Consider the following 24,505-nt stretch of genomic DNA (forward strand, 5'->3'; position numbering starts at 1 on the left):
TACGTTGGTTAGAGAGGTAGCGTTGCAGAAAAAGTAAAATTATTTTTTCTCCCAATACTCGATTTTTACCTCACTCAACAATCCCGACGGCATAGCTTGCCATTTCGAGGCGTTGAAAGGCTTGTATTGAATATCCACCATGTTGATTTCTTGAAACTTTTTCCAGTCGGGCTGCTGCGTGTCGCGGAGGCGCATGTAGTTGGCCGAGAGGTTGGTTACTTCAATTTCGAGGGTATTTTGTTGCGCTTTCAAACTTCCACCGGGCAGTTCGATACGGAAAGGTAAGCTCCACGCCGTACCGATTTTTTGACCATTGAGCGTCACGTCGGCCACTTCACGGACATCGCCCAAATCTAACACGACTTTACTGGCTTTTTCGATGCCCGCAGGGGCGTCGAAAGTAAACGAATACCGCGCTGTCCCCGAAAAATAACTAGCTGAATCGGATAGCGTTGTCCAAGAGCCAAAGCTAGAAACTGTTTTTGGAGTGGGCAAGTAGGGCTTTCCTTCAATAAATTCGAGTTTTCCATTGCCTTTCAGGGTGAAAGTTTGAGATGGCGATGACGGAACGTTGGAAAGGTTCAAAACCTTTCCAACGTTTGAGTCCAGCTTCAAAAAACACGACTCACCCGAAAGGAGAGAGAGGTGAACCTGTGTTTTTCCTTGTTCCGTTCTGACGGGTAATTCCATTGTTTTGTCGGTCAACGGCTGGTACATATACACTCTTTTAGCAGAAGTAGCGAGCGTAATCCAACCTTCGCTGAAAAGCTGATTTTGGTTGGCGATAAAGTAAACAACTTTGCCGTTTTGTATTTTACAAATGTACCGCAGGCCATTTTTTGCCCACGTTTCTTGGCGAATTTTCTGGTTAGCTAGGATACCTTCCAAGTCTCCAAGACTTGGAAAGTGAGACTGTTGCCCTGTCCACGTTTGGAGGAGTTTTTGGAAAGACGCCGCCCGCTCAGCTTGTCGGGCAAAACCCGTCGGGAGGCTGGGTAAATGTTCCATAAAAATGACCTTAACGCCTGCTTTTGACAACGCTGCGAGGCGCGAAAGGGTCGCTTCGGGTAAGAAGGTGGTGGCAGGAACCAAAATCGTTTTGTATTTTTTTGTGGCTAACGACGCAAAACGTTGCAACTGCTCGTCGGAAATGAAATCAAATGAAAAGCCGTTGTCCCAGAGCCAGTTAGAGAGCTTTCCAAATGGAAGTTTTAACAACCACTTGTCCACGTGGTGAACTTCCAATAAATGGATTCCTCCGCTGGCACGGGCTTTGGTTGCCCACAAGTCGTGTGCTGGAAAATAAACGAGCAGGTCGTTGTCGGCTTGACTGTTTTGCAAAATCGTTTGACAACGTTCTACGTATTTGTTCAACAACGGATAATGTTTCCAAAAGTGGGAATGAACGCCGTAGTTGGTGGAAGCATAAAACAACCAGCCTGGAAACGCCTCGCTTTGGGGCGTGTACGTAGTGCCGTGGTAAAACAAATGGTTGATGCCTGATACAAATAGTTCGTCCAACTGCGGCTTGATTTGCGAAAGTGAAACTTTAAAGTGATTGGCCAACCAAGTGGTACTTTCGGAACTTACCCATTTTTTGGAAGCAAGGTGGGCGGCCGAGCTTGCAAACTTCATGGCAAGTGCATTGGGCGTGCCAAAACGGTCCACCTCGTATTGGTCATCGATGCGTAAGCCTTTGATTGGCAAGCGACTTGTGCCAAAAGACTCGGTTTCGGGAATGTCGGAGGCTTCGTATAAATCGAGCAAGTTGCCTGGCGAACCGTGGGCTTGGTAGCGCGTGATGAAGCCTTGCTTGTGCGACCAATCGGTCCATTTTTTGGCATAATTTTCCAACAACAATTCCGAAAGCGTCTGGTGATAGTCGATTTTGACCAAGGCCGTGGTGGTGTCGGTGAAGGCCGCCCATTGACTTTTAAGGTCGTATCCGCGTCGTTTTTGAAATTCATTCAGAAAATCATCCGTCCAGTTGGCGCCATAAACCTCGTAAGAGTCGTTGTACATAGCGCGAGGACGGTCTTTGAAATTGGCAAACGCCGAGTCAAAACGTTGCACATAATGCGGGATGGCTTTGGCCGAAAACGGGTCAAGTACCAGTCCTTCACCGCCAGGCGCCGCGCGCTTGACGGCCTGCTTGGTGAGTGCGCTTTGAATTTCGCCGTTGACAACCTGCCATTTTTTGGCCGCAAACTCGGGTGATACGTTCGGGCCGCCAAAAGGCCAGCCCGTTCCTGTGGTCATGTCCACGCCTAATCCGAGGCGTTTTCCTTCCCGAACCGTATGGGCAAGAACCTCCATCCAGCGCGGACTTAAATAAGGAATCGCTTGTTTTTCAAGTCCTTTGACGCCATAAATAGGAATGATGTGAACCCCTCCCAGACCTGCTTTGGCGAAGTTTTCGAGCTGCCACGTAATGTCGCTTTCGGTGACGGTACTTCCCATCCACCACCAGTAAGTCCAAGGTTTGGCGGTGTTAAAATCCGTTGAGGAGGAGGCCTTATTGGTCTGAGCGTATGTTTTGATAGACAACGCCAAAAGTAATGCTGCTATCCACGTGTTGAATCTCACTTGTATCGTTGTTTAAAATGGTAAATGACTAGGTTTGAAGATTGTTATGCAATTAAAAAGGCGAAAATGAGATTACTTACCTTCACTCTCCTGCAAATCGTAGGTTTCTCAAATTCAGACTCATTCCAAATTTTAGGGAAGCACGGTTGAAATAGAACATTTTTGCGTCAAAGGGTGTAGTATTGTTGATAAAAATAATGGAAACTTCCCATTTCAAACTAATATAACTATGAAAGACACCGTTCGTATGCGAACTTCGTTGAAAGAAGATTTAGAAATTGCTTTGAATGCACAAGTAAAAATGGAAGCCGAATCTTCGGCAAAATATTTGGCCATGGCTGCGTGGTGTGATCGCAACGGTTATTCTAACAGTGGCGATTTCTTCTTTGCGCAAGCCGACGAAGAACGTGGTCACATGCTCAAAATCTTTAAATTTATCTGCGATATGGGCGGAACGGCCATCACCCCCGATGTGGTTGGAATTCCGCAAGAATATCCTTCGTTCCGTTCGGTATTTGAAACGGCGTTGGAGCAAGAAATTATGGTTTCGCAGGCCATCAACCGCTTGGTAGGCATCAGCCGCCGCCTCGACGATTACGCGACTGAAAACTTCTTGCAGTGGTTTGTGAAAGAACAAATCGAAGAAGAATACATTGCTCGCCGCCAAGTTGAATTGTTTGATGTGATTGGTGAAGAAGGCATTGGCCGTTTTACAATTGACATGGAAATCGCCAAAGTAACCTACCCAGGAGCCGCGGGCGAAGCAGGAGGAGAATAATTTTTTCCCACCTTCCCGAAAGTTTAAAACTTTCGGGAAGGTAAAAGAAAAAAACTTTCGGGAAGGTAATAAAAGCGCATCGTACAAACTACGATGCGCTTTTATTTTTGACTTTGTGTAAAAAATATTTGCTTAAATGTAAAACAAACTTTACATTTGAATCGAAAATCAATTTTTCAAACAAAAACCTATTAACAGCTATGGATACCAAATTACTTTTGCCCAATCGCTTTAAGAGAATCGGTTGGTTGTTGTTTGTACCTTGTTTGGTGCTTACGGTGCTAGCGTTGTTGGAAGTAGCTCCCAGCGTCAGTTTTTTTGATGGCGAACACATTCTTTCCCGTTGGACTTTGGTACAAGTCCCCGAAAAGGGAGCTTTAGCCGCCCTTTTTGATGAAACCTCCAATGACCTTGCGGGAGAAATTTTGATGACACTTACAGCCATTAGTTTCTTTTTTGTAGCCTTTTCGCGTGAACGTACCGATGATGAATGGATTATGAAAACTCGGCTTGAATCTTTACTTTGGGCCTTTTATGCGCATTTAGGCGGCTTTTTATTGTCAGTTTGGTTTTCGTATAGTTTGTCGTTTTATGCTGTACTATCGTGGAATATGCTTACGGCACCGTTGGTCTTTCTGGCACGTTTTCACTGGATTGTTTACGTAAAACCGTTTTTTGAAGAAAGGAGGGCTGCCGCATGAAAAATACGATTCACGTAGAACGAGCTATAAAACGCATGACGCAGGCCGATTTGGCCGAAGCCGTAGGTGTTTCGCGCCAAACCATCAATGCGCTGGAGGCGTCGAAGTATGTGCCGTCGGTCGTGTTGGCACTAAAGATTGCCCGCTACTTTGACAAACCCGTCGAAGCCATTTTTGAGCTGGAGAAAGAGGATTAGAGTAGTATATCGACTAAAAAAGCAACTCAGGACGATACTCGAAGTGCATGGTGTCGTAGTGATACCACTTTCCTCCCCAAATAAAGCCGTGTTTTTCAAAGATTTCTACTACTTGAGCGGCTATTTTATTACGGTAGGAGAGTGGTACATTTTCGTCTTTACAACGACAATCCCACTGCCAATAATGCGATAAATTGAGGTTGATGTCGATGGCTACACCGTAGCTGTGCATACTGAGGCGGTTGGTGCCGCTGATAAGTCGCCACACAAACGTACCCGCAGGATTATCGACGTACTTGAGCAATTCGGGATGACGTTCTAATTCGTCCGAAACGGCTTGAAAATGTTGGTGAACGTTGTTGATTTTTGATACCAATAATTTCTTTTTCAGGGTCTTGGGAAGCCACACAATTTCAACGAGGTTTTTGCGGACTTCGGCTTCGGTGTTTCCGTACATTTTTCTGAAAAAAGGCTCGTACCGAAACCTTCCTGGGTCGTGGTTGAGTTGGGGGGCTTTTTCTTGGCGTTTTTTGGAATATTTCTGCACCAATTGGTCTTCCAAGTCGGCGTTTTGGAGAAGCTCGGCAAAGGTCTTTTTTTGTCCGTCATCAAAAGGCATGAGGGTAGAGTCTTTCCACACAATGCCTCGGGAGGTAGCCCGCACAATGTGGTCAGGGTAAGCCCGCAGGTATTCCGACTGAGCACGGCTAGTGAGGCTGAGTAGGACAGAAAAAACAATAAGAAAAGGCTTGAAAAATGACATTGTTTTGGCTAGTTAGTTTTCCTTAAAACGTCGTACATCACTGGGTTCAAAGGTCCATTCGGGGGTTTCCAACGTCTCGTTTTTAAGTTCGTACCACGGGCTAAGGGCAGGGTTGTTGGGGTTTTTCAAAATCTGAGTTTCTTGGGCGGGCATGTAGCTTTGGGCCAACAAAAACAATTTTTGCCCCGTCTTGGGATTTTGAAGCATGTCAACCACCATCACCGCATGACCGAAAGGTACACCTTTTTGAATAAAAACGTCGCCAATTTTCAGGTTTTGCATGGAGATAGGCTGTAACTCGTCGTGCAAAGAACGAGTGTTGGCCGATGCAAAAATGTACTCCATGTACTTCCAAAACTTTGGATACGAATAGTCGCCTTTGGCGTAGGTGTTGAAATAACGGGGCTTGCCGTCGGCCAAAAAATTAAAATGAATTTTGTCAAACTGCTTTTGCTGAAACAAATACTCCGCCCGCAACCGCATGACGGCATCGGCGCATTGATGAAGGTCTTTTTTCCCAATGCCTAAAGCCACGACCGAAACATAGACGTCGGGGGTGTTTTTGGGACGACCGTCAAAATAGAGTACCTTACTTCCCCAAGGTTTGAGCGGTAGCTGCCGCAAAAATGTCTCAAACGACGTGGCCTCAGCGGCAGTTCGTTGAAACCCCGTAGGTGCAGGAAACCGCGCCGATAAGGTCGTAGCAGCGGGCGATACAGGGACTTGGGCATGGCTGGTTTGGGGTAGAAGACTGACCCCAAAAAGTAGGAAACAGGCAAGGAAGCAGTTCATAACAAAGGGAGTTTTAGGCGACTGCGAAGAAAACGAAGCGATTGAAAATTCATTTTTGCGTAGCTTTAAAAACTTTTTTGAAACACTTCTATGAAACGCCCTTTTTACCTTTTACCGTTGGTGGTGGTTGCCCAATTTGCGGGTACCTCGCTGTGGTTTGCTGTCAATGCCATTTTGCCTGCCTTGCAGGCATTTCATCCCACGACTACGGCGTTTATGCCTACCATGACCACAGCTGTACAGTTGGGATTTGTGATGGGAACGCTGGCCTATTCCTATTTCTCGATTGCCGACCGATTTTCGCCCGTGCGGGTCTTTATGGGCTCGGCGCTGTTGGCGGCGGGTTGCAATTTGGCCGTGTTGGCTACCTACGAATCACTGACGGCGATGTTGTTGGCGCGTTGGGGCGTGGGTTTCTTTTTGGCGGGGGTATATCCCGTTGGGATGAAAATTTGTAGCGATTGGTACGAAGCAGGATTGGGCAAAGCCTTGGGCTATTTGGTGGGGGCATTGGTGTTGGGAACGGCGTTTCCGTACGCCATTAAGTCGTTTTCGTTGACTCTACCGTGGCAATACGTCATTGAAGCAACCTCGGCGTTGGCCGTTGGGGGTGGGCTCGTGGTGGGCTTGCTCCTCCGCGACGGCCCGTACCGTCGGGTGGCGGGGCGGTTTAATCCTGCGGTGCTACGGGAGGTATTTCGGGACAAATCATTTCGCAAATACGCCTTTGGGTACTTTGGGCATATGTTTGAGTTATACACCTTTTGGGCATTTGTTCCCGTGATTGTGAGTGGCTACAACGAACGTACGCATCTCTCTTTGCCCGTGGCTTTGGTTGCTTTTGTGGTGATTGCCTCGGGGGCGTTGGGGTGTGTCCTTACGGGTGAAATGTCGCTTCGGTGGGGAAGTCATCGAACGGCTTGGTGGGCGCTGATGGTGTCGTACTTTTGCTGCGTAGGAAGTGTATTTTTACTTACCTACTCGCCCACCGTCTTTTTGGCTTTTTTGCTCGTTTGGGGCATGAGCGTCGTGGCCGATTCGCCTCAATTTTCGACCTTGGTATCGCTCAACGCCCCTGCTCATTACCGCGCCACGGCGCTTACGTTGGTGACTTCGATTGGCTTTTTTATCACCATCCCAAGTTTGTACCTGATTCAGTGGCTTTTTGGCCTATACGGACACTTTGCTTTGATAGTCTTATGCTTGGGTGGTGCGTTTGGGCTGCGAGCGATGGGGTCTTGGAAAGGGTAAATCGCCGTTTATTTTACCCCAAACACCTGCACTTTGTCTTTGTTTTTGGCCAAAATGACGTAGTTCTTTCCTTGGGCCGTTCGGAGGGTTTTCATGCGGCGTACTTGCCCGCGTACGGCAAAACCTGACTGCGCGGGGCGAACGGGCGCAAAAGTGGGTTGTCCGCTGGCGTTTTTACCCGTATTTTGGAGCAATAAACCATCGTTGCCGTCGTAGCGACCTATTTCGGGCAGCACGTCGAAAAAGTTACCCGTGAGCAATAAATCGGTTTTGCCATCGTGGTTGTAGTCGGTGGCTACAATGCCAAAAATGGGGGATAATTGGGCTTCCAGCGGTAATGCTACTAAGGTAAAGTTTCCCTTGCCGTCGTTGAGCAATAAAGAAGAGGCTGCTTGCACGGCTTTTTTGGTCTCAACGCCTTCGAGTTGGTCGCTGGTAAATAATGCGTCGATGGGTTGCCCTGCGTAATCGACGTGTTTTACGAAACGTTTATTGATAACAGGCAACACTTTTTGCAAATCCGATTTCAAGACCATCGGGTAAGGTTTGCCGTCAGGATTGTACGAAACGATGATTTGTTCTACGGTGCCATTTCGGTCAAAGTCGTTGATATACAGTTCGGCAGGTTCTTTTTCGGAGCACTTGAGTTTGGTATTAAGCCCTAAGTTTCCAACCACAAAGTCGATGTCGCCGTCGTTATCAATGTCCGTGTGTTCAATCACGTTCCACCAGCCTTCCGATTGTGGAACGGTTTGCGGAATGAATTTTCCTTTTTGATTTTTAAGTACCGTAATCGGCATCCAGTCACCGACTACGACCATGTCGGGGTAGGAATCTTTGTCAACGTCGGCCCATTGGGCGTCGGTGACCATACCTAGCTGCCCGTTGGTGAGGGTTTCGGTGGTGACGTCCGTAAAAACGCCTTTACCATTGTTTTGGAGCAGGTGACTTTTGGGGCTGTAACCATACTGCGCCGACACCATCCGACTTCCCACAAAGAGGTCAAGGTCGCCGTCGCGGTCGTAGTCAGCCGCTGCTACGCACGAGCCATTGTCCAATAATTTAGGGAAGGTATTTGATGGCGTAAAATTTCCTTTGCCGTCGTTGAAATAAAGTGCGTCGGCTAAGGCAGGGTCGTTGGGTAAGAACTCATTTCCGCCCCTCACCACCAACAGATCAAGGTCTTTGTCACCATCGGCATCAAAAAACAAAGCGGCGGTTTCGTCGGCTTGACTAGGGGTATTGAACGTGGCTTGGTTAGACTTCGTAAATTTCCCCGCACTTGTTTGTAAAAACAACGCCCGTGGTTTGCCCGCTCCTCCGCCAATATAGGCATCGTCGAGGCCATCGCCGTTGACATCGCCCACGGCCAACGCAGGCCCTTGGGTCGAGTACATCTGCTTGAGAAGGCCGTCGCGGTTGTAGTCAACAAAGGTGTTTTCTTCGTGCAAAAAGTCCAGTCCCGAGGCCGAAGTAAGGTCGTTGAAAGGTAGGTTGGTAAACTGAGGAGGGGTAAATTTCCAAAGGTCGCGGGCCTCGGCGTGGTTCAACGCCAATTCAGTATCGGTTTTGACGTTGGTGAGGGTTTGTTTGCGGTCGTCGGGCCAAATGACCACCAAGGAGTCGATTTGAGGATTTTTTCCCAAACCAAAAACCATCGTTAAATCGCTCGACGACTGAAAACCGCGCGTCGGCATTTGTTGCAAACACTGCATTTGACCTTTTTGATAAATCGACACTTTTGCCCCAATGGCGTGCGGATTGGCACTGGTACCTTTTAAATTGACCCGTAGAAAGTGCGTTTTGAGTTTTTCAACCGAGTGGTTTCGATACACGCTGAGCGGCGAATTGTTGTTGTTGACGACCAAATCTAAGTCGCCGTCATTGTCCAAATCTCCGTAGGCTGCCCCGTTTGAGAAACTAGGTTCGGCCAATCCCCAGGAGGTGGCTTTATCGTCGAAAGCGAGGTTTCCTTTGTTTTTGAACGCAAAATTTGAGATAGGCGTGGTCGAAATCATATCGACAAACTTGCGGTAGTCAAATTTCATTCTTCCCTCCAGCATGGCTTGAATATTGTCTTTATCGGCCAAAAACGCCACATAGTCTTGGTCGGTGAGGTTTTTGATGATACCGTTTGCTACAAACAAATCCTTGAGGCCGTCGTTGTCCATGTCAAAAATCAACGCGCCCCAGCTCCAATCCGTTGCGTGTACACCCGCCATTTGCCCCACTTCAGTGAAAGTAGGAGGGAGGACTGTTTTCTGTTTACCATCGCCCATCGCCTGTGGACTATCGACTGTGGACCGTGGACTCATCGACTGATTCCCCTGATTCAAATGCAGCATATTGCGCATGTATTGGTGCCAATAATCTTGCTTTAGTTTAAATTCAGTGAGCTCGTATCCTTCAAATACGGTGGTGGTTTTGAGGCGTTTATCGTCGCGGGGAAGCATATCGGTCACAAAAACGTCCAAAAGTCCATCGTTGTTAATGTCGGCAATATCCGCTCCCATCGACGACATGCTGATGTGGTTCATGCTTTGTTCCAACGATTCTTTGAAGGTGCCGTTGCGTTGATTGATGTACAAATAATCGCGTTCGTAGAAGTCATTAGACACGTAAATATCGAGCCAATTGTCGCCATTAACGTCTCCCACAGTTACACCCAAGCCAAAGGCAATCAGGCTCCCGTAGATACCTGCTTCTTCGGAGACGTCGGTAAAGCGGATTGGGTTGTTTTTAGATGCCCCTTGCCCTTTGCCTCTTGCCTCTTGCCCCTCGCTGCCTTGAATCATTTCATTCCGAAAGAGCTTGTGGCCACCGAGAGAATCGCGAACGGTACGGATGTTTTGGTATTGCAGTTTGTTGACAGGTGTAAAGCTGTTATTGAGCAAATACATGTCCAAATCGCCGTCGCGGTCGTAGTCAAAAAAAGCAGCATGGGTCGAATATCCCCCATCCACCAGCCCATATTCGGGAGCTTTATCAACAAACGTGGGCACGCCGTCGGGGCCAATGCCTTGGTTGATAAATAACTCATTCCCGCGTTTATCCCCTTGAATGTTACCTGCGTTGCAGACATAAATATCCATGAGACCGTCACCGTTGACGTCGGCAAAAGTAGCGCCCGTGGACCACGCCTTTTTGCCGCCTACGCCCGCTTTGGCCGTAATATCCTCAAATTTCCAGCGTTCTTCGGGGTTTTTGCCTTTGTTGAGGTACAGTTTATTTTCTTCAAAATTAGAGGTTACGTAAATATCCGCCCAGCCGTCGTTGTTGACATCGGCAATGGCCACTCCGCCACCGTTGTAGAAATTGCGGTAGTTGAAGATGTTCAGTTCTTTTTTGTCAAGAATCTGATTGGTAAACTCAATGCCCGTTTCGGACGAAGAAAGTGTTTCAAATAGGTTGTCGTCAGGAGCGGATTGTTGACAACTGCTTGCTCCTAAAAATAAACTGAGAATAATAAATAATGAGGAATGCTTCATTGGTTACTGGGCCATTCTACGGCTGCCTATTTTACAAAAATACGTAAAGCCGCAAGAACTTCCCGAAAGTTCTAAAACTTTCGGGAAGTTGGAGTTGTGAGGGATAAAATTTGGGCTTTATCGTTGTTTTTTGCCAACAGCCAGTACAATTTTCCTGCCGAATTTTTAAACGGTTTGATGTGTCGAACTTGCCCGTAAATCGGCACTTTGGAAAGCTGAATTTCAAACTGATTTTTGCCTTTGTTGAGCAAAACTGTGCCAAAATCGGCGTCGTACCGCCCCATTTGGATGTTGTTGTCGTAAAAATTTCCTCCTAAAAACACATCAGGCAGGTTATCGCCGTTGGCGTCGATAATGGTGGCTGTTTTGTACGGACTCAACTGCGCCAAATACGGCAAAGGTTGAAACTGGAAATTCCCTTTGCCGTCGTTGACAAACACGCCGTTGGCAAATTCATTGGCTTCTAGCACGGCCATTTTTTTGAGCTTATCTTTGCCAAACAGGTTTTCTACCGACGTTTTGGCAAAATCGCGGGCGTGGATGTATTCCTTTTTGATGTAGGGGAATTGTTTATCAGTTTCCATTTTATTGGCAAACAAGGTTTCTTCGCCGTTGAGGTAGTAGGTTAAAATTTGGTCAACGCGGTCGTTTTTATCAATGTCACCTACGTACAAGCGAACAGGCTCTTTTTCAGAGGTTTTGATGCGGCTATTTAATCCCAAATTTCCCGCCAAAATATCCAAATCACCGTCTTGGTCAAAATCGTGCGTCAACGTAAAATTCCACCAGCCTTTTTGGTTGCTTCCAAGGGTTGCTGCTTTTTCAAACCGCCCGTTGTTTTGGTGAAAAACCGTTAGGAATTTCCACTCAATGGACAATAGCAAATCAAGGCGTTGGTCTTTGTTTAAATCCACCAGTTCGGCATTCGTCACCATGCCGATGGTTCGCAGTTCGGGGGCGAGCTGCGTTGTTTTATCCGTAAAGTTCCCTTTGCCATCATTCACGAGCAAATACGAAGTCGGATTGTCGCCGTAGGCTTTGGGAATGGAGCGCCCACCGATGAACAAATCTACCGCTCCGTCGCCCGTAAAATCGAACGCCCGCACGCACGAAGCCGTTACGTAGAGGTCTTTGAAGGCATCTTCTTTGCGCGTCAGTTGGCCTCGTCCATTGTTCAAATACACCCGTGGTTGAAGCTGGTAAGTTTTGCCAAAAAACTCGTTTCCGCCGCTTGCCACCACCAAATCAAGGTGTTTGTCGCCGTTGACGTCGGCCCATTGGGCGTCCACATCTTCGTAAATTAAGTCTTTTTCAAGGGCAGGTTGAGGCAAATTTTGAAACTTACCATTGGCGTTTTGGAGATACACTTTGCTGAGGGCATCGCGGGCATTGCCCATGAAAATATCCTCAAGACCGTCGTGGTTAATATCGGCTACTGCCACCGCAGGCCCTGCCGACGAGGCCAAATGCGGAATGAGTGCTTCGCGGTCAAGTTCGTTAAAGTTGTTTTCTTGGTGGACAAAGTCAAGAGCCAGGGTCGCTGTTTTGTCTTCAAAAGGAACCTTGGGCGACAGTAGTTTTTGCAAACGTTGATAATCAAAACGGGGCAGATTTTCGCTTTGAATGAGTTTAAGCTGTTTTTTCAACTCGCTTTTACGTAACACTTGGTAGGTTTGGTTAGGCCAAATAAAAAGCAGTGAATCCACTTCAGCTATTTTTCCCACGCCCACCACCAAAGGAATCTCAGCACTCGACTGAAAACCACGCACGGGAAACTTTTCGTAGCTAATCACTTCCCCTTTTCGGAATACTAAACACTTAGCCCCAATCGCGTTGCGGTTGCCCGTTTTTCCTTCGGCTTGAAGGGTAATCGACTCGTTGGTCGTCGAAAGGTTTTCGTAGATAAATGCCTTGTCGTTGATGTTGTTGGCAATCACGTCGAGGTCGCCGTCGTTGTCCAAATCGGCATAAATAGCACCGTTGGAAAACGAAGGTTTGTCGTTTTCAATGGCGTTTTGCCAATCAGTAAATTGAAGATTTTGGGTATTGTGGTAAAACTTATTGGGAAGTTTGATTTCGGGCAAAATGTCCACCACGTCGGGGTCATCTTCGTTAAATTCACCCTTGTTCATTTTTTGCTGAATGGCCTCATCCGACACAAACTGAATGTAGTCGATGTCGTTCATTCGTTTAGGAATACCATTTGAAATGAAAATGTCTTTCTTCCCGTCGTTGTCAAAATCCATCATCAGCGGCGACCACGACCAGTCGGTAGCGTGTACGCCCGCGTACATTCCCATTTCTGAAAAAACACCGTTTCGGTTGAGTTGAAGGTTATTTCGGGCAAACTGATAGCTGTAGCCTTGGCGAATTTTGTACTTAAAAATGTTGTAGGAATCTTCCCCTTCCGAACGCTTCAAAATTTCTTTGTCGTTGGGAAGCATGTCGAGCGAGATAATCTCAGGAAGGAGGTCGTTGTTTAAGTCGCCAATGTCAATTCCCATTGAAAACTGACTCGTGTGCATGAGTTGGCGCTCAGAATCTTCGGCAAACGAGCCATTGCGCTGATTGAGGTAGAGGTAGTCGTTTTCGTGAAAATCGTTCCCGATGTACATATCTGGGTAGCCGTCGAGGTTGACGTCGCCTATGCCTACGCCCAAGCCGTAGCCCAGCACGTCGTCGATGATGTGTGCTTGCTGCGTAACGTCCACAAATTTCCCGTTGTCGTTGCGGAAAAATTTATCGCCTGCCGTGGGGTGAGGAGTGCCTTGAAAAGCCGAACGAAAGCCAAATGTACCGTTTTGGTGGACGGAATGATTAAGCTGAAAAAAGTCCAAATCACCGTCTAAATCGTAGTCAAAAAAGGCCGCTTGTGTGCCCAATCCTTTCAAGTCGAGGCCGTATTCTTTGGCTTTTTCTTCGTAAACAGGGATTCCTTTTGCCGTAATTTCTTTGCAAACAAACAACAAATTGCGCCCGTCCAAACTCGGGATGCCGCCTACTTGGCTGATGTAAATGTCCAGTTTCCCGTCTTGGTTGATGTCCACTACCGACACACCGTTGGCCCATGCCTTGTTTTGGTTGATGTTGGTTTGAGCGGTGACGTCTTCAAACTTCATCTTGCCTCGGTTGAGGTATAATTTGTTGTCCGACAGATTTCCCGTGAAGCACAAATCAACGAGCCCGTCGTTGTTGAAATCGCCCGCCCCTACGCCGCTGCCGTTGTAGAAGTACATGTAGTTGAAAATATTGAGCTTGCTATCGGCTTTGAGGGTATTGGCAAACTCGATGCCTGTTTCAGAAGCTTCTAGTAATCGGAATTGGGCAGGCAGTTTGGGCTCATTCGATGATTGGCAGCCCATAAAAATGTAGGCCGCGTAGGTAACGAAACAAAGGGTACAAAAACGATATAAAGGAGTGCGTATTGACATCATCAAAATTCAAAATTATAGGCTAAACTAACAATAGGCGCGCCAAAAATCTGCAAACGTTTGGCTTGGCTAATGTTCTTTTCGGTTTTGAAAAAGACCGAATATACATTCCGACGAGCGTACAAATTATAGACCGTAAAGGCCCATTTTCCTCGGAAGCGACGGTCTTTCATGCTGGGATTGTAAATGTTCCAAGCAAAGTCTAAGCGGTGATAATCGGGTACGCGTTTGTTGTTACGTTCTTCGTAAAACGGAAAGAAATTGTTAAGGTAATTGACAAAACCCACGGGCTGTGTGTAAGGCCGTCCTGTGCTATAAATAAACGTAAAACTAAACGAATTGTGTTTGTCAATGCTGATGTCGAACGAGGTATTGACGCTGTGCGGGCGGTCATAATTGGCACGGTACCAATGCCCGTTGTTGACTTGTTCAATCGAAGGTAAGTCGGTGTAGGTACGGTTAAAGGTACGCGAATAGGTATAGTTGACCCAGCCGTTGAGCCGTCCTTTTTTCTTGGTGAGCATCACTTCGAGGCCGTACGCTTTGCTCAAACCTTGCACAATTTGCGTTTCGGGGTAGGGTTGGAGCAAAAAATCGGCGCCAGGTTTGTAGTCCACCATGTTTCGGGTGAATCGATAGTAACCTTCCACCGAAATCTCATAAATGTCGTTGTAGAACGAATGGTAGTAGCCTGCCGAAAGTAAATTGCTGATTTGGGGTTTGATGTGTAAGTCGCTCGTTTTCCAACGCGACGTAGGAATCGGCGTGGTGGTATTGGAAACAATCTGCAAATATTGACGCATGAGGTTGTACCCAAACTTAAACGATGTCCGTTCGTTTAGGGCATACCGAATCCCGACCCTAGGCTCAAAACCGCCGTAGTTACTGAATACTTCACTGTTTCCCGCTTGTACGGAGTCTATCACGGAGAAGTCGTCGCGTGGTTGTCCCGCTTCGTAATGTCGGTAAAGGGCAGGCCCCAACGTTTGAAAATACGAATACCGAATCCCTACCGAAAGCGCCAGTTGTTTGTTGAAACTGTATTCGTTGTCGGCGTGCCACGCCCATTCGTTAGCGCGTTCGGAAGGCGTGACGATGTTACTTACACTGGCGCTGTTATTAGGAACTAGCTCGCCAGGTTGAATATCGTAACGCGTAAAACTAAGCCCTGTTTCCAGCTTGTAGTTGGTCAATACATAGTTTAGGTTGGACTTGAGTTGCTTCTGCGTCAGGGCCGAATTCAAATCGACGAAATTATCGGTGTCTTTTTCTTGGGTGGAAATTTGTGGGGTATAATGGGCGTAAATGGCCGTAGTTTGAATGTCCATTTTGGGGGAAATTACTGTCAACCAGCGTGCCATAGCGTTGGTAGAAGTATGCTGATAACGGGTAAATTCACCGATGACGTTGGGAAGCCCTGGGAGGAGATTGGTGCTAAAAAGGTCGTAGCTTTTGTAAAACGTACCCGTCAGGGTGTTTTTAGGGTTAATTTTCCAAAATCCTTTCCAAACGCCCTCGCCAAATTTTGCTTTGATGTCTTTGAGTTTATCGGAAGCAATCGGCAACAAAAAATCATTGAACGCCCCGCGTGCCGCCACATAAAACCCAAGCTTGTCTTTGACAACGGGGACGTTGACCATGAGTCGATTTGACACAATGCTAACGCCACCCTTGATTTTGAGACTGTCCAAGGTAGGATTTCGGAGTTTGATGTCGAGTACCGACGCCGCGCGCCCGCCGTACCGACCTGGTACGTTGCCTTTGTACAAATCCAAGGTAGCAACGGCGTCGGGAGGAAACACCGAAAACAACCCAAACATGTGCGTAGGGTTAAAAATGGGCGTATCGTCCAAGAGAATCAAATTTTGGTCGGTGGTTCCGCCCCGAATATTGACTCCGTTGGAGGCTTCTCCCACGCTCGTGACGCCTGGAAGCATTTGAATTCCTCGTAGTAAGTCAACTTCTCCAAAAGCCGATGGAAGTTTTTGGAAGGTCTTGATGTTGATTTGATTCACGCCCAAAATTGGCTGTCGAATGGTTTGATCAAAACCTTTGGTCGTAATGATAACCTCTTCCAGTTGATTTTCGGTTTTATCCAACAGCACGGTTACTTTCAGGCTGCGGGTCATTGGCGGAAAATACTTGGAATAAGGCACGTATCCCACATAACGTATCGCTACGACGTGACTTTGGCGGTCAACGGTCAGGATAAATTCGCCTTTTTCGTCGGTTTTGGTCGCTCCTTTGCTGCGGTTGTGGTCGAGAATAACGGTGGCACCCGCGAGCGGCTGCTTACTAATGGAATCCAACACCGTTCCGCTGATGGTATATATCTGACCCAAAGCGGCAGAGGTGCTCAAAAGCCATCCCAATACTAAGTAAAGTGTGTTTTTCATCGCCAGCCAAGGGGGGGAATAGGTGTGCGGGTAAAACTTGGTTGACAAATGGCCAACGGAATATCAGGACGTTCATTAGACGGATCTTCAAGCACCACGGGGCGGTTGTTGATAAAGCTGAAAAGTCCGTTTGGAAGTCCTCCAGTGGTATTTCGGCGGTCGAGCATTACGCGCACTTCGCTCACCGAAGAGGCCGAAAAATAGCCCAATACCAACTCATTGGCGTCTTTTACATTGCGGATATTTCCCCGCAAAGGCGCAGGGGGCGTATCGGCCAAAGTTCCTGTATTGACGGATTGGTCTTGGAGTAATTTTAGATAACGATAAGTGTTTGGTGACAGGGACATTTGCTGGAGACTTACCAAGCAAGGGTTCGACTGCCGTAGGGGAATTTGGGCGGCTAACCTGTTTTTTTGGGGTTTGCCATTGGTATAAACATCCGATAAAATGTTGATGTCTGAACTGTAAAAAATGTCCCAACAGCGCGATCCGCAGTAATAGTCAAAACGGTCATTGACTTTTAAAGTCAGGTCGCGGTAGCAATCGCCCGTTTCTCCTTGCTCGGTTTCAAACAAATAATAACGCCCTTGGGTGCACGTGGCACAAATGCGCTGAATTTCCCAGTTGACCCACCGCCAGCGGTAAAAATTCTTTTCGTTGGGGTCGTCGTCAAAATCGACATAAATGTCATTGCTCGAAACCTTTTCGCTCGACCCTGCTGCATTGGGAATCCCTGTAAGGTTAAAACCCTCCGATACATTTTTGATGGCTGGAACAGAATACATCGTTTCGATGTCGGTTTCATACACTTTGCCGTTGGCCAACTGAAACCGCAATTGATAGGTATTCCCTGCTTTTGCTCGGAAACCATCGGGACAATAGTAGTAACCCGCCAGTCGTTCTTCTAGCTGAATTTCATCTTTCTGGTTGATAATCAACTTCACAAGGGCTTTCTGCTCAGGGAAATACGACTGCCGCGCTGGGTAAATTTTGGACGTAAAATCGGAGCTTTTAAACGAAGCATCTTTGGGAGTACTAAAAATGGAGACGTACTGAGGCTCGTTTAAATCGGTCAGTGTCCCATCTACCAGTAAGTATTCTTTAGAAGTATAAATATCTGCACTGAAATCGTCCACGCAGCCGATGAGATAGACCAAGCTACACAAGACTCCCATCGCTATTAATAACCGTTGGCGTATCATAGAATCATCATTTTTTTGGTGGTCACTTCCCCTTTTGTATTTCTAAGTAGCACGGTAAAAATGCCCTTTTGAGGAGCTCTGGGGAGGCTATGGTGGGTTTGTTGGTATTGGGTCAGGTTGCCGAGGGAGTGTTTGTAAATCAGGGTTCCTAGTATATCAATCACCTCAATGGTATAATCGTCGGTTGTGGGGGCGATGATTTGCAAGTTTACTGCACCTAAGTCCCGTGCTGGGTTGGGATAAACTATGAGGGCGTCCTGTGCTGGCGGCACAACGTTGGTGAGAACCCCCAAATCGTTACGAATGATTTGGAGCGTGGCGGTCTTATTACAATCCCAATCGAAGGGAATACTTAATTGGAAATTGGCCAAATCATAATAGGCGGTTTTGGCTTTTAGAGGTGAATCTGCTACAAAGCTAATGGGAATCGTTTGCCCATCAAGCAGTACTGCCTTGGGAATGTTCGTTACATTTTTTATTTCCAACAAAATATAACGACTCCCGAGCCCTTGGGCGTAGGTACGTGAGCGGGTAAGCGTTACACCGATGGTATCCGTTTTGGATTTTCCCACCAGTTTGAGGAGCTCGTAATTCTGGTTTGTAAGCACGTTTGGATCTGTGCCTTTGTCGTGGAAAATAGTAAAATCGGAGCTTGGTACCGACACATCTTGAAAAAACTTGATGACTAAACTATCCGAAACGTAAGCATCGGTCGAAGACTTGGCGCTGATGGCCATGGGTACAAAACCGCCCGCAGGTACATACACGGGGATATTTTCGAGGGCTACATTTTCAAAAATATTACCTCCACCTTGATAAGATTTTTTTGACCAAAAATCAAACCATTTTCCATTGGGCAATTGGACTTTCCGCACGAGTAACCCGTGAATCATAACGGGAGCTATGAGTAGGTTTTTTCCAAAAAAGAACTGGTCGTCGATGTTTGCTAGGCGATTGGATGGCTCAAAGTAATCCATCGAAAGGCATAGAGGTCGCCCTGTTGTGGAGTTTTGGTAGGCAAGGCTATAAATATACGGAAGTAGCTGATAACGAAGCTTTATCGCCGCGCGGGTGTTGTTGTAAAAAGGCTGTGACAGAATATACGGCTCGGTAACGTTTCGCTCACCATTGACGCGCATAATGGGGGAAAAAGCCCCAAATTGGGTCCAACGCATGTCCATTTCTTCGTCTTTTGGGGCTTTATCGGAAGGCGTCACGTATCCTCCGATGTCGGAGTGCATATATGCTAAACCTGAGTAGCCCGCATGAATTATCATCGGAATTTGAAGGGTAAACCCTGTCCAATGCCGAGCTACATTGCCAGTCCAAGGCAAGATGCCATACCGCTGTGCGCCCGTCCAAGCTGAGCTTGTGAGATGAAACAGACGACTGGCGGGAAAAGCCGCGCGGTGGTTGTCATAGACCGTTTTGGCCCAAAGCAACGAGTAAAGATTATGGACTTGTACCGAGGGGGTATTGTTATGGACAAAAAACGTGGGATGTTGCGGTGGCTCTAGCCCGATACTCGCCCAGCCGCTAATACCGTCGTTCATCCGCGAGGTTAGTTTGTTGACGAGCCACTGTTGGGTATTGGTTTGAAAAATATCCAGTAAACTGGTCGTATCGCCACTTTGAATAAGGAGTCCCGTGATTCCCGAAAGCGTTTTTGTTAAAAGGCGAAGCGAGTCCAGACTACGGTAATTGGTGGAGGATTTATTGACGTAGGCGGAGTTCATCACCACGGTCTTGACACCTTTTGCCAACCAGTTTTTCATCATGTTGGCAGGTGACGGAAAGCCCGTTTGTCCCCAATTGATGTTTCCAAGGTTGTTGGTATTGCCTTGCCAAGGGGTATTAATGATGATGGCATCTAGGGGGAAGCTCTGACTCTGTAAATTGCTAACTACGTCGTTCAATTCACGCTCGGTACTGTAGCTGTTTTTAGATTGGAGATAGCCCAATGCCCAACGCGGCACCAACGGCTGCCGTCCCGTGAGGGCAGTATATTCGTACAAAATTTCGTCGTTGTTGGCGCCGTTGATAAAATAATACGACCACAGTCCCGTGCTGCTTATTTGGGCATCAATTCGGGTAGAGTCCAATGCGCCTAAATAAGTACGCATATCGCCAGGTAGTGGGCTGTCGAGCAAAAGGCCGTATTGTCCCGACGCCACAAAAAACGGAATGGTGATGCTTTGAGCCAATCCGAATGTCTGCCCAAAAATATCATCAAAATACCACGAACGAAAGGTGTTGGTAAACTCGGAAACTTTTCCTGTCATGTTTACTTTGGATGCCCGTCCACCTGTTCCGTGAAAAATTTCGCTGGGGTCAATGACAAATGAAATCGAAACGTCTTGGTTTTTGTAACCAAAAACGTCTTGTTTAATTTTGGTTTTGCCGTTTGATTTTAGCGCAACCGAAATCGGAGACTTGGTGATTTCTAATTGGCTCGAAGGCGTAACAATCGTCAATGTTGCTGGGGTGTCTATCAACTGAAATTGGCGCAGCGAAAGCGGCTGGCCAACGACCGCGTAGGATGTATCTTGAAAAACGCCGTTGGAAGGAAACTGCGTTACCTTAAAAACGTTGTTCGAGAATACCTGCACACGTACTTCTGCCGACGATCCAACTAAGCGTAGTTCGGTATTTAGAACCGAAAAACGAAGTAAGTTACCTGCGTTTTGTGCTAATAAAGGCCACGAAAAGCAACCGATAAGCGCAATGGTGAGGCTAATACGTTTCCACATTCCTGTCCGCACATTGTTTTTCATAGCGTGGGTTTGGGCTGTTCTATTTTAAATAATTGTGGTATAGAATTGTTCAATAAACTAATCACGTATGGTGCGCCATTGACCTTGACGGGTTTGAGTTGGGTCATTTCTCCCTGTGGCGTAAAGCCCGAAAGGTGGTCGGATACTGCGGCAAAAACACCTTTCCCCTTGTTAATAAGGATTTTCCCCTTGAAAGCATCCAACCGTGAAAACTGAGGAATGAAGTTGTAGTTGTTGCCACCGAGCAAAATATCTTTCAATCCATCATTGTTGACATCGACGCAGTAGGTCGCGTTGATGCACGAAATTTGGGCTTCAACTGGAAGTACCGATAGGGCAAAATTTCCTTTGCCGTCGTTGATGGCTACGGCAGAGTGCATGTAGTTTACTTGTTTGACCGTTGCCTTTGAAAGCACATCGGAGGCAAATAAATCTTTTAACCTTTTGGTTGCGTAAGCAGAGTGTTTCAAACTTTCTTTTTTCAAAATCGGAAACTGTTCCATCATTTCTCGTTTCAGGAGTACGGGACTATCTTCATCGTCAACGGTTTTGGTTAAGATTTTGTCGGTTAATCCATTGTTGTCAAAATCGCTTACCCAAATTTTGATAGGGCTGTTTTCGGAAGCGCGCAACATGAAGTTATCGCCGATGTTGCCCAGCACCAAATCCAAATCTTTGTCATTATCGATGTCCACCGCTTCGATTCTTCCCCAAAAGCCTTGGTAATCTTCTAGCCCTGTTTTGATTTCGTTAAAAGTGCCGTTCTGGTACGCAAATGCCATTGGGTTCATCCAATCACCAACTACTATCAATTCTTTATTTCCATCTCCGTTGATGTCTTCCCACGCGGCATCCCGAATCAACCCTAAAGTTTGGAAGCTTTTGGGGGTACTGTCTTTGAATTTGAGGTTGCCAAGGTTTTCAAAAACGTAGCTGACGGGAGAAAGTCCGTAGGTTTTGGGCAAACTTCTACTGCCGACAAACAAGTCTAAGTCGCCGTCTTTGTCGTAGTCCATCGGAATCACAACGCTGGTATTCATGCCGTTTGGTGGCAAGGCGTTGGCGGCGAGTGAGAAGTTGCCTTTGCCATCGTTGGCATACAAGCGGTCGTTTAAGCCTCGTTGGTTAGGGTCAAGCTCGTTTCCTCCCGCCCCAATGTACAAATCCAAGTCACCGTCTTTGTCGGCGTCAAAAAACACAGCTTCGGTATCTTCAAAATATTTAAAGTCTTCAAAAACCTGTTGTTCCGACTTTTTGAACGAACCGTTGACTTGAAAATACAATTGCCCTGCTTGGTTGGCGGCTCCACAAATGTAAATGTCGTCGGTACCATCGTTATTTACGTCTCCCACGGCTGCCCTTGGGCCTTCCTTTGAGAGCTTGACGGGAATGTTTTTTTCTTGGTAAAAATCCTCGTAGTCGTTTTCCTTGTGGGCATCAAAAGGAGCCTCGGTTTTTGCCAAATACAGCGACAACCGTTCAACAAGCGTAGGAGCAGGGAGCTTTTTGCCACTACTAATGCTCAGTTCGTGGGTTCGGTCAACGGGTAGGTTGTTAAGTTTGCTAATGCGGCCATCGTACCAAGTAATGGTTACGGAGTCAATTTTGGTGATTGAGCCTAACCCAAGCGTTATGGGATATTCGGTACTTGACTGGAAGCCCCGCGCAGGCATGATGTTTTTGCTTAAAATTTGGTCTTTTACATAGACTTTTAATTGCGTTCCGATGGCGTCGCGGTTTTTACCTTCGCCTTTCAGCTTAAACTTAACGTAGTGAACTTCTTTGTTTTCGTTGGTTTTGTTGCGATACACAAATGCTTTTTGGTTGACGTTGTTGACGACCAAGTCCAAATCCCCGTCATTGTCTAAGTCAGCATAAGCTGCCCCGTTTGAAAAGGAAGGGGTTCCAAACCCAAACTCTTTACTGGATTCCTCAAACTTGAGATTGCCTTTATTATGGAAAAAGTTGTTGACGATAGGGCGAGAGGGCATTTTGTTAATGATAGCATCAAAACTTTTTTTCTCTCCTGAAAGTACCATTTCCTGAGAAACTTCCTCGGCGAAGAAATCAATAAAATCTTGGTCAATAACGTCGTGATAAATCCCATTACTAACATAAATGTCAGTTTTCATGTCGTTGTCAGCATCAAACATCAATGCTCCCCAACTCCAATCGCTGGCTTCGACGCCGCTCAAGCACGCAACCTCGCTGTAAGTACCATCTTGGTTGTTGAGTTGCAGGGCATTTTGCATAAATTGGTTATAAAACCCTTTTTGTTGCTTGAGTTTGAAAATATAGTGGTTTTCAAATGAGGTTGTACTTTTTAGGCGGGTTTCGTCGATGGGAAGCATATCGGTCGTAAAAATATCCGAGTAGCCATCGTTGTTAATATCGGCAAAATCAGCCCCCATGGAGGCCAAGCTGGTGTGTCCGATTCGTTTTTCTATTTCTTCTTTAAATGTCCCGTTGCGTTGATTGATGTAGAGATAATCTTTTTCGAAAAAGTCATTTGAAATATAAATATCGGGGTAGTTGTCATTGTTAAGGTCGCCGACGGTCACGCCCAATCCAAACCCAATCAAACTTCCATAAATTCCTGCTTGCTCACTGACATCGACAAACTTGTTGTTGTCGTTTCTAAGTAATTTATCCCCTCCACCTTTCAGATAATCTTTGACGGGCCAGTCTTTGGCGCGTAAGTCGCGGTTATTGTCATAGTTGAGGGTATTGACAGGAATAAAACTATTGTTCAAAATATAACAGTCCAAATCACCATCTAGGTCATAGTCAAAAAAGGCCGCGTGGGTAGTATAACCATCATCGTCGAGGCCATATTCTTTGGCTTTTTCGGTGAAGGTCATGTCGCCATTGTTGATATAAAGAGAATTGCCCTGGTTTTTGATGCGTTTGTCGATGCCCGCATTACAGACATAAATATCCAACAACCCATCGTAGTTAATGTCCACCATCACCACTCCCGTGCTCCACTTGCCTGCGTCGGCAACGCCTGCTTTTTTGGTAATGTCCTCAAATTTAAAATTGCCTTTGTTGAGGTACAGTTTATTTTCACCCATGTTCGATGTCATATAGACATCGGGCAGCCCGTCGTTATTGATGTCGCCTATTCCTACGCCACCGCCATTGTAGAAATTTCGGTAATTGAAGATGTTGAAGTTTTCATTGTTAGTTACCTTATTTTCAAAATCAATACCCGAATTGGTTACCGATTCAAAAAGCCCTTCGGTAGCATCTTCACTTTGGCAACTGGTGAAACCAATGGCGAATAAACTAAGGCAGATATATAGACGAGAATGACGCATGAATGAAATAAGTGCTTGCGCACAGTTAATCGTTATTTGTTATCTGTTAATTGTTTTGGCAATCAATGGAGTTTTTAATCTCGTTTAATTTTGTACAATTAAGTAACAGAGCAAAAGTTTCAGGGTATTTGTTTTAATGCAATTCGTTGATTTTGAATGGATAATAACTGACAGAGCGCAGCGGCGCACCGCAACGGTTAACTTGTGCTTTAGAACTTAAAAGTAAAGTTGCTGAGGCGTGAGCCCTTGGACTTTTAAAAGGGGCTTTTTATAGACAATGAGCCCTTCTATGGGTTTCCAGGTCGCAGGGTTTCCCATGGTGGTGTATTCTCCCACTTGGCCTTTGAGGCGTAAAATAGCTTTTTCTTCGGACAGTGCTTCGAGCGTTATTTCGCCCGATGTCATAATGTATCCTAAACCGCGACGGTTGACGGGGTCTGTCATGCGTCCAATCATGGCGCTGGCTTGGGTTTGGTTGTTGGTATCAACGGCTTTGGTGACGGGTTTGGTAGTAAACCATTGGTCGCCGCCGATAGCAATCACGGTGTTTCCTTGAAATTGGTCGGTAATATTGATGCGGAACGCGTGGTCAAAAGCCGTTATCTCTCCTTTAAAAACACTGCTGTCGCTATAAAATAGCTGATTATCAATGGTAAACAAGACTTTAGCTTCGCCTTCTTTCAAGGTAGCTAGTATTTCGGAAGGTTTTTTTGAAGTTGAAGAACTGGTACAGCTCGATACAGAACTTCCGAACAAAAAAAGAATAAAATAAAAAGATAATGTACGTGCTATCATAGGTGGGGAAAGTCACTAAAAGAAAAATGCC

14 protein-coding genes are annotated in these 24,505 nt (G+C 46.4%); 4 read left to right on the forward strand and 10 right to left on the reverse strand.

All coding sequences use genetic code 11. The features are described from left to right. Window positions 1-39: 39 nt before the first annotated feature. Complete coding sequence (locus tag DTQ70_RS26590) at window positions 40-2,460, reverse strand: glycosyl hydrolase (protein ID WP_229600164.1); 2,421 nt, start codon at window positions 2,458-2,460, stop codon at window positions 40-42. A 355-nt stretch (window positions 2,461-2,815) separates the two neighbouring features. On the opposite strand from DTQ70_RS26590, the gene DTQ70_RS26595 reads away from it, so the two are divergent. The 3 genes from DTQ70_RS26595 to DTQ70_RS26605 all read left to right on the forward strand — a co-directional run bounded on the left by DTQ70_RS26595 (window position 2,816) and on the right by DTQ70_RS26605 (window position 4,262). Next, the gene (locus tag DTQ70_RS26595) at window positions 2,816-3,364 is read left to right on the forward strand and encodes a ferritin (protein WP_122933610.1); all 549 of its coding nucleotides are present in this window, start codon (window positions 2,816-2,818) and stop codon (window positions 3,362-3,364) included. Between the two features lie 200 nt (window positions 3,365-3,564). After that, a complete protein-coding gene (locus DTQ70_RS26600; protein WP_164490221.1) occupies window positions 3,565-4,065 on the forward strand; it encodes a hypothetical protein in 501 nt (166 codons plus the stop codon). After that, the gene (locus tag DTQ70_RS26605; protein ID WP_122933612.1) at window positions 4,062-4,262 is read left to right on the forward strand and encodes a helix-turn-helix transcriptional regulator; all 201 of its coding nucleotides are present in this window, start codon (window positions 4,062-4,064) and stop codon (window positions 4,260-4,262) included. Before DTQ70_RS26600 ends, DTQ70_RS26605 begins: the two co-directional genes overlap by 4 nt. Before the next feature lie 13 nt (window positions 4,263-4,275). On the opposite strand, the gene DTQ70_RS26610 is transcribed toward DTQ70_RS26605, so the two are convergent. Then, window positions 4,276-5,025, reverse strand: a complete 750-nt coding sequence (locus tag DTQ70_RS26610; RefSeq protein ID WP_122933613.1) for a M15 family metallopeptidase — start codon at window positions 5,023-5,025, stop codon at window positions 4,276-4,278. A gap of 12 nt (window positions 5,026-5,037) precedes the next feature. Further along, entirely contained in the window at window positions 5,038-5,817 is a 780-nt protein-coding gene (locus tag DTQ70_RS26615) for a DUF4846 domain-containing protein (protein ID WP_122933614.1), read from the reverse strand. Between the two features lie 90 nt (window positions 5,818-5,907). Here DTQ70_RS26615 and DTQ70_RS26620 point away from each other — a divergent pair, with 90 nt between their 5' ends. Continuing rightward, a complete protein-coding gene (locus DTQ70_RS26620; protein ID WP_122933615.1) occupies window positions 5,908-7,068 on the forward strand; it encodes a nitrate/nitrite transporter in 1,161 nt (386 codons plus the stop codon). Window positions 7,069-7,076: 8 nt separating this feature from the next. On the opposite strand, the gene DTQ70_RS26625 is transcribed toward DTQ70_RS26620, so the two are convergent. From DTQ70_RS26625 to DTQ70_RS26655, 7 genes are all read right to left on the reverse strand, one after another. After that, a complete protein-coding gene (locus tag DTQ70_RS26625) occupies window positions 7,077-10,556 on the reverse strand; it encodes a VCBS repeat-containing protein (protein ID WP_122933616.1) in 3,480 nt (1,159 codons plus the stop codon). A gap of 71 nt (window positions 10,557-10,627) precedes the next feature. Continuing rightward, complete coding sequence (locus DTQ70_RS26630) at window positions 10,628-13,990, reverse strand: VCBS repeat-containing protein (RefSeq protein ID WP_229600019.1); 3,363 nt, start codon at window positions 13,988-13,990, stop codon at window positions 10,628-10,630. Beyond that, window positions 13,990-16,383, reverse strand: coding sequence for a TonB-dependent receptor (locus DTQ70_RS26635; protein WP_122933617.1), 2,394 nt, complete (start codon window positions 16,381-16,383; stop codon window positions 13,990-13,992). The genes DTQ70_RS26630 and DTQ70_RS26635 overlap by 1 nt, the downstream gene beginning before the upstream one ends. Beyond that, complete coding sequence (locus DTQ70_RS26640; protein WP_122933618.1) at window positions 16,380-17,585, reverse strand: DUF4249 domain-containing protein; 1,206 nt, start codon at window positions 17,583-17,585, stop codon at window positions 16,380-16,382. Before DTQ70_RS26640 ends, DTQ70_RS26635 begins: the two co-directional genes overlap by 4 nt. Next, window positions 17,582-20,359, reverse strand: coding sequence for a TIM-barrel domain-containing protein (locus tag DTQ70_RS26645; RefSeq protein WP_122933619.1), 2,778 nt, complete (start codon window positions 20,357-20,359; stop codon window positions 17,582-17,584). The genes DTQ70_RS26640 and DTQ70_RS26645 overlap by 4 nt, the downstream gene beginning before the upstream one ends. Further along, complete coding sequence (locus tag DTQ70_RS26650; protein ID WP_122933620.1) at window positions 20,356-23,679, reverse strand: VCBS repeat-containing protein; 3,324 nt, start codon at window positions 23,677-23,679, stop codon at window positions 20,356-20,358. Before DTQ70_RS26650 ends, DTQ70_RS26645 begins: the two co-directional genes overlap by 4 nt. 216 nt (window positions 23,680-23,895) lie before the next feature. Further along, complete coding sequence (locus DTQ70_RS26655; RefSeq protein WP_122933621.1) at window positions 23,896-24,474, reverse strand: hypothetical protein; 579 nt, start codon at window positions 24,472-24,474, stop codon at window positions 23,896-23,898. Between the last annotated feature and the right edge of the window lie 31 nt (window positions 24,475-24,505).

This window comes from Runella sp. SP2, assembly GCF_003711225.1.
Taxonomy (GTDB): domain Bacteria; phylum Bacteroidota; class Bacteroidia; order Cytophagales; family Spirosomataceae; genus Runella.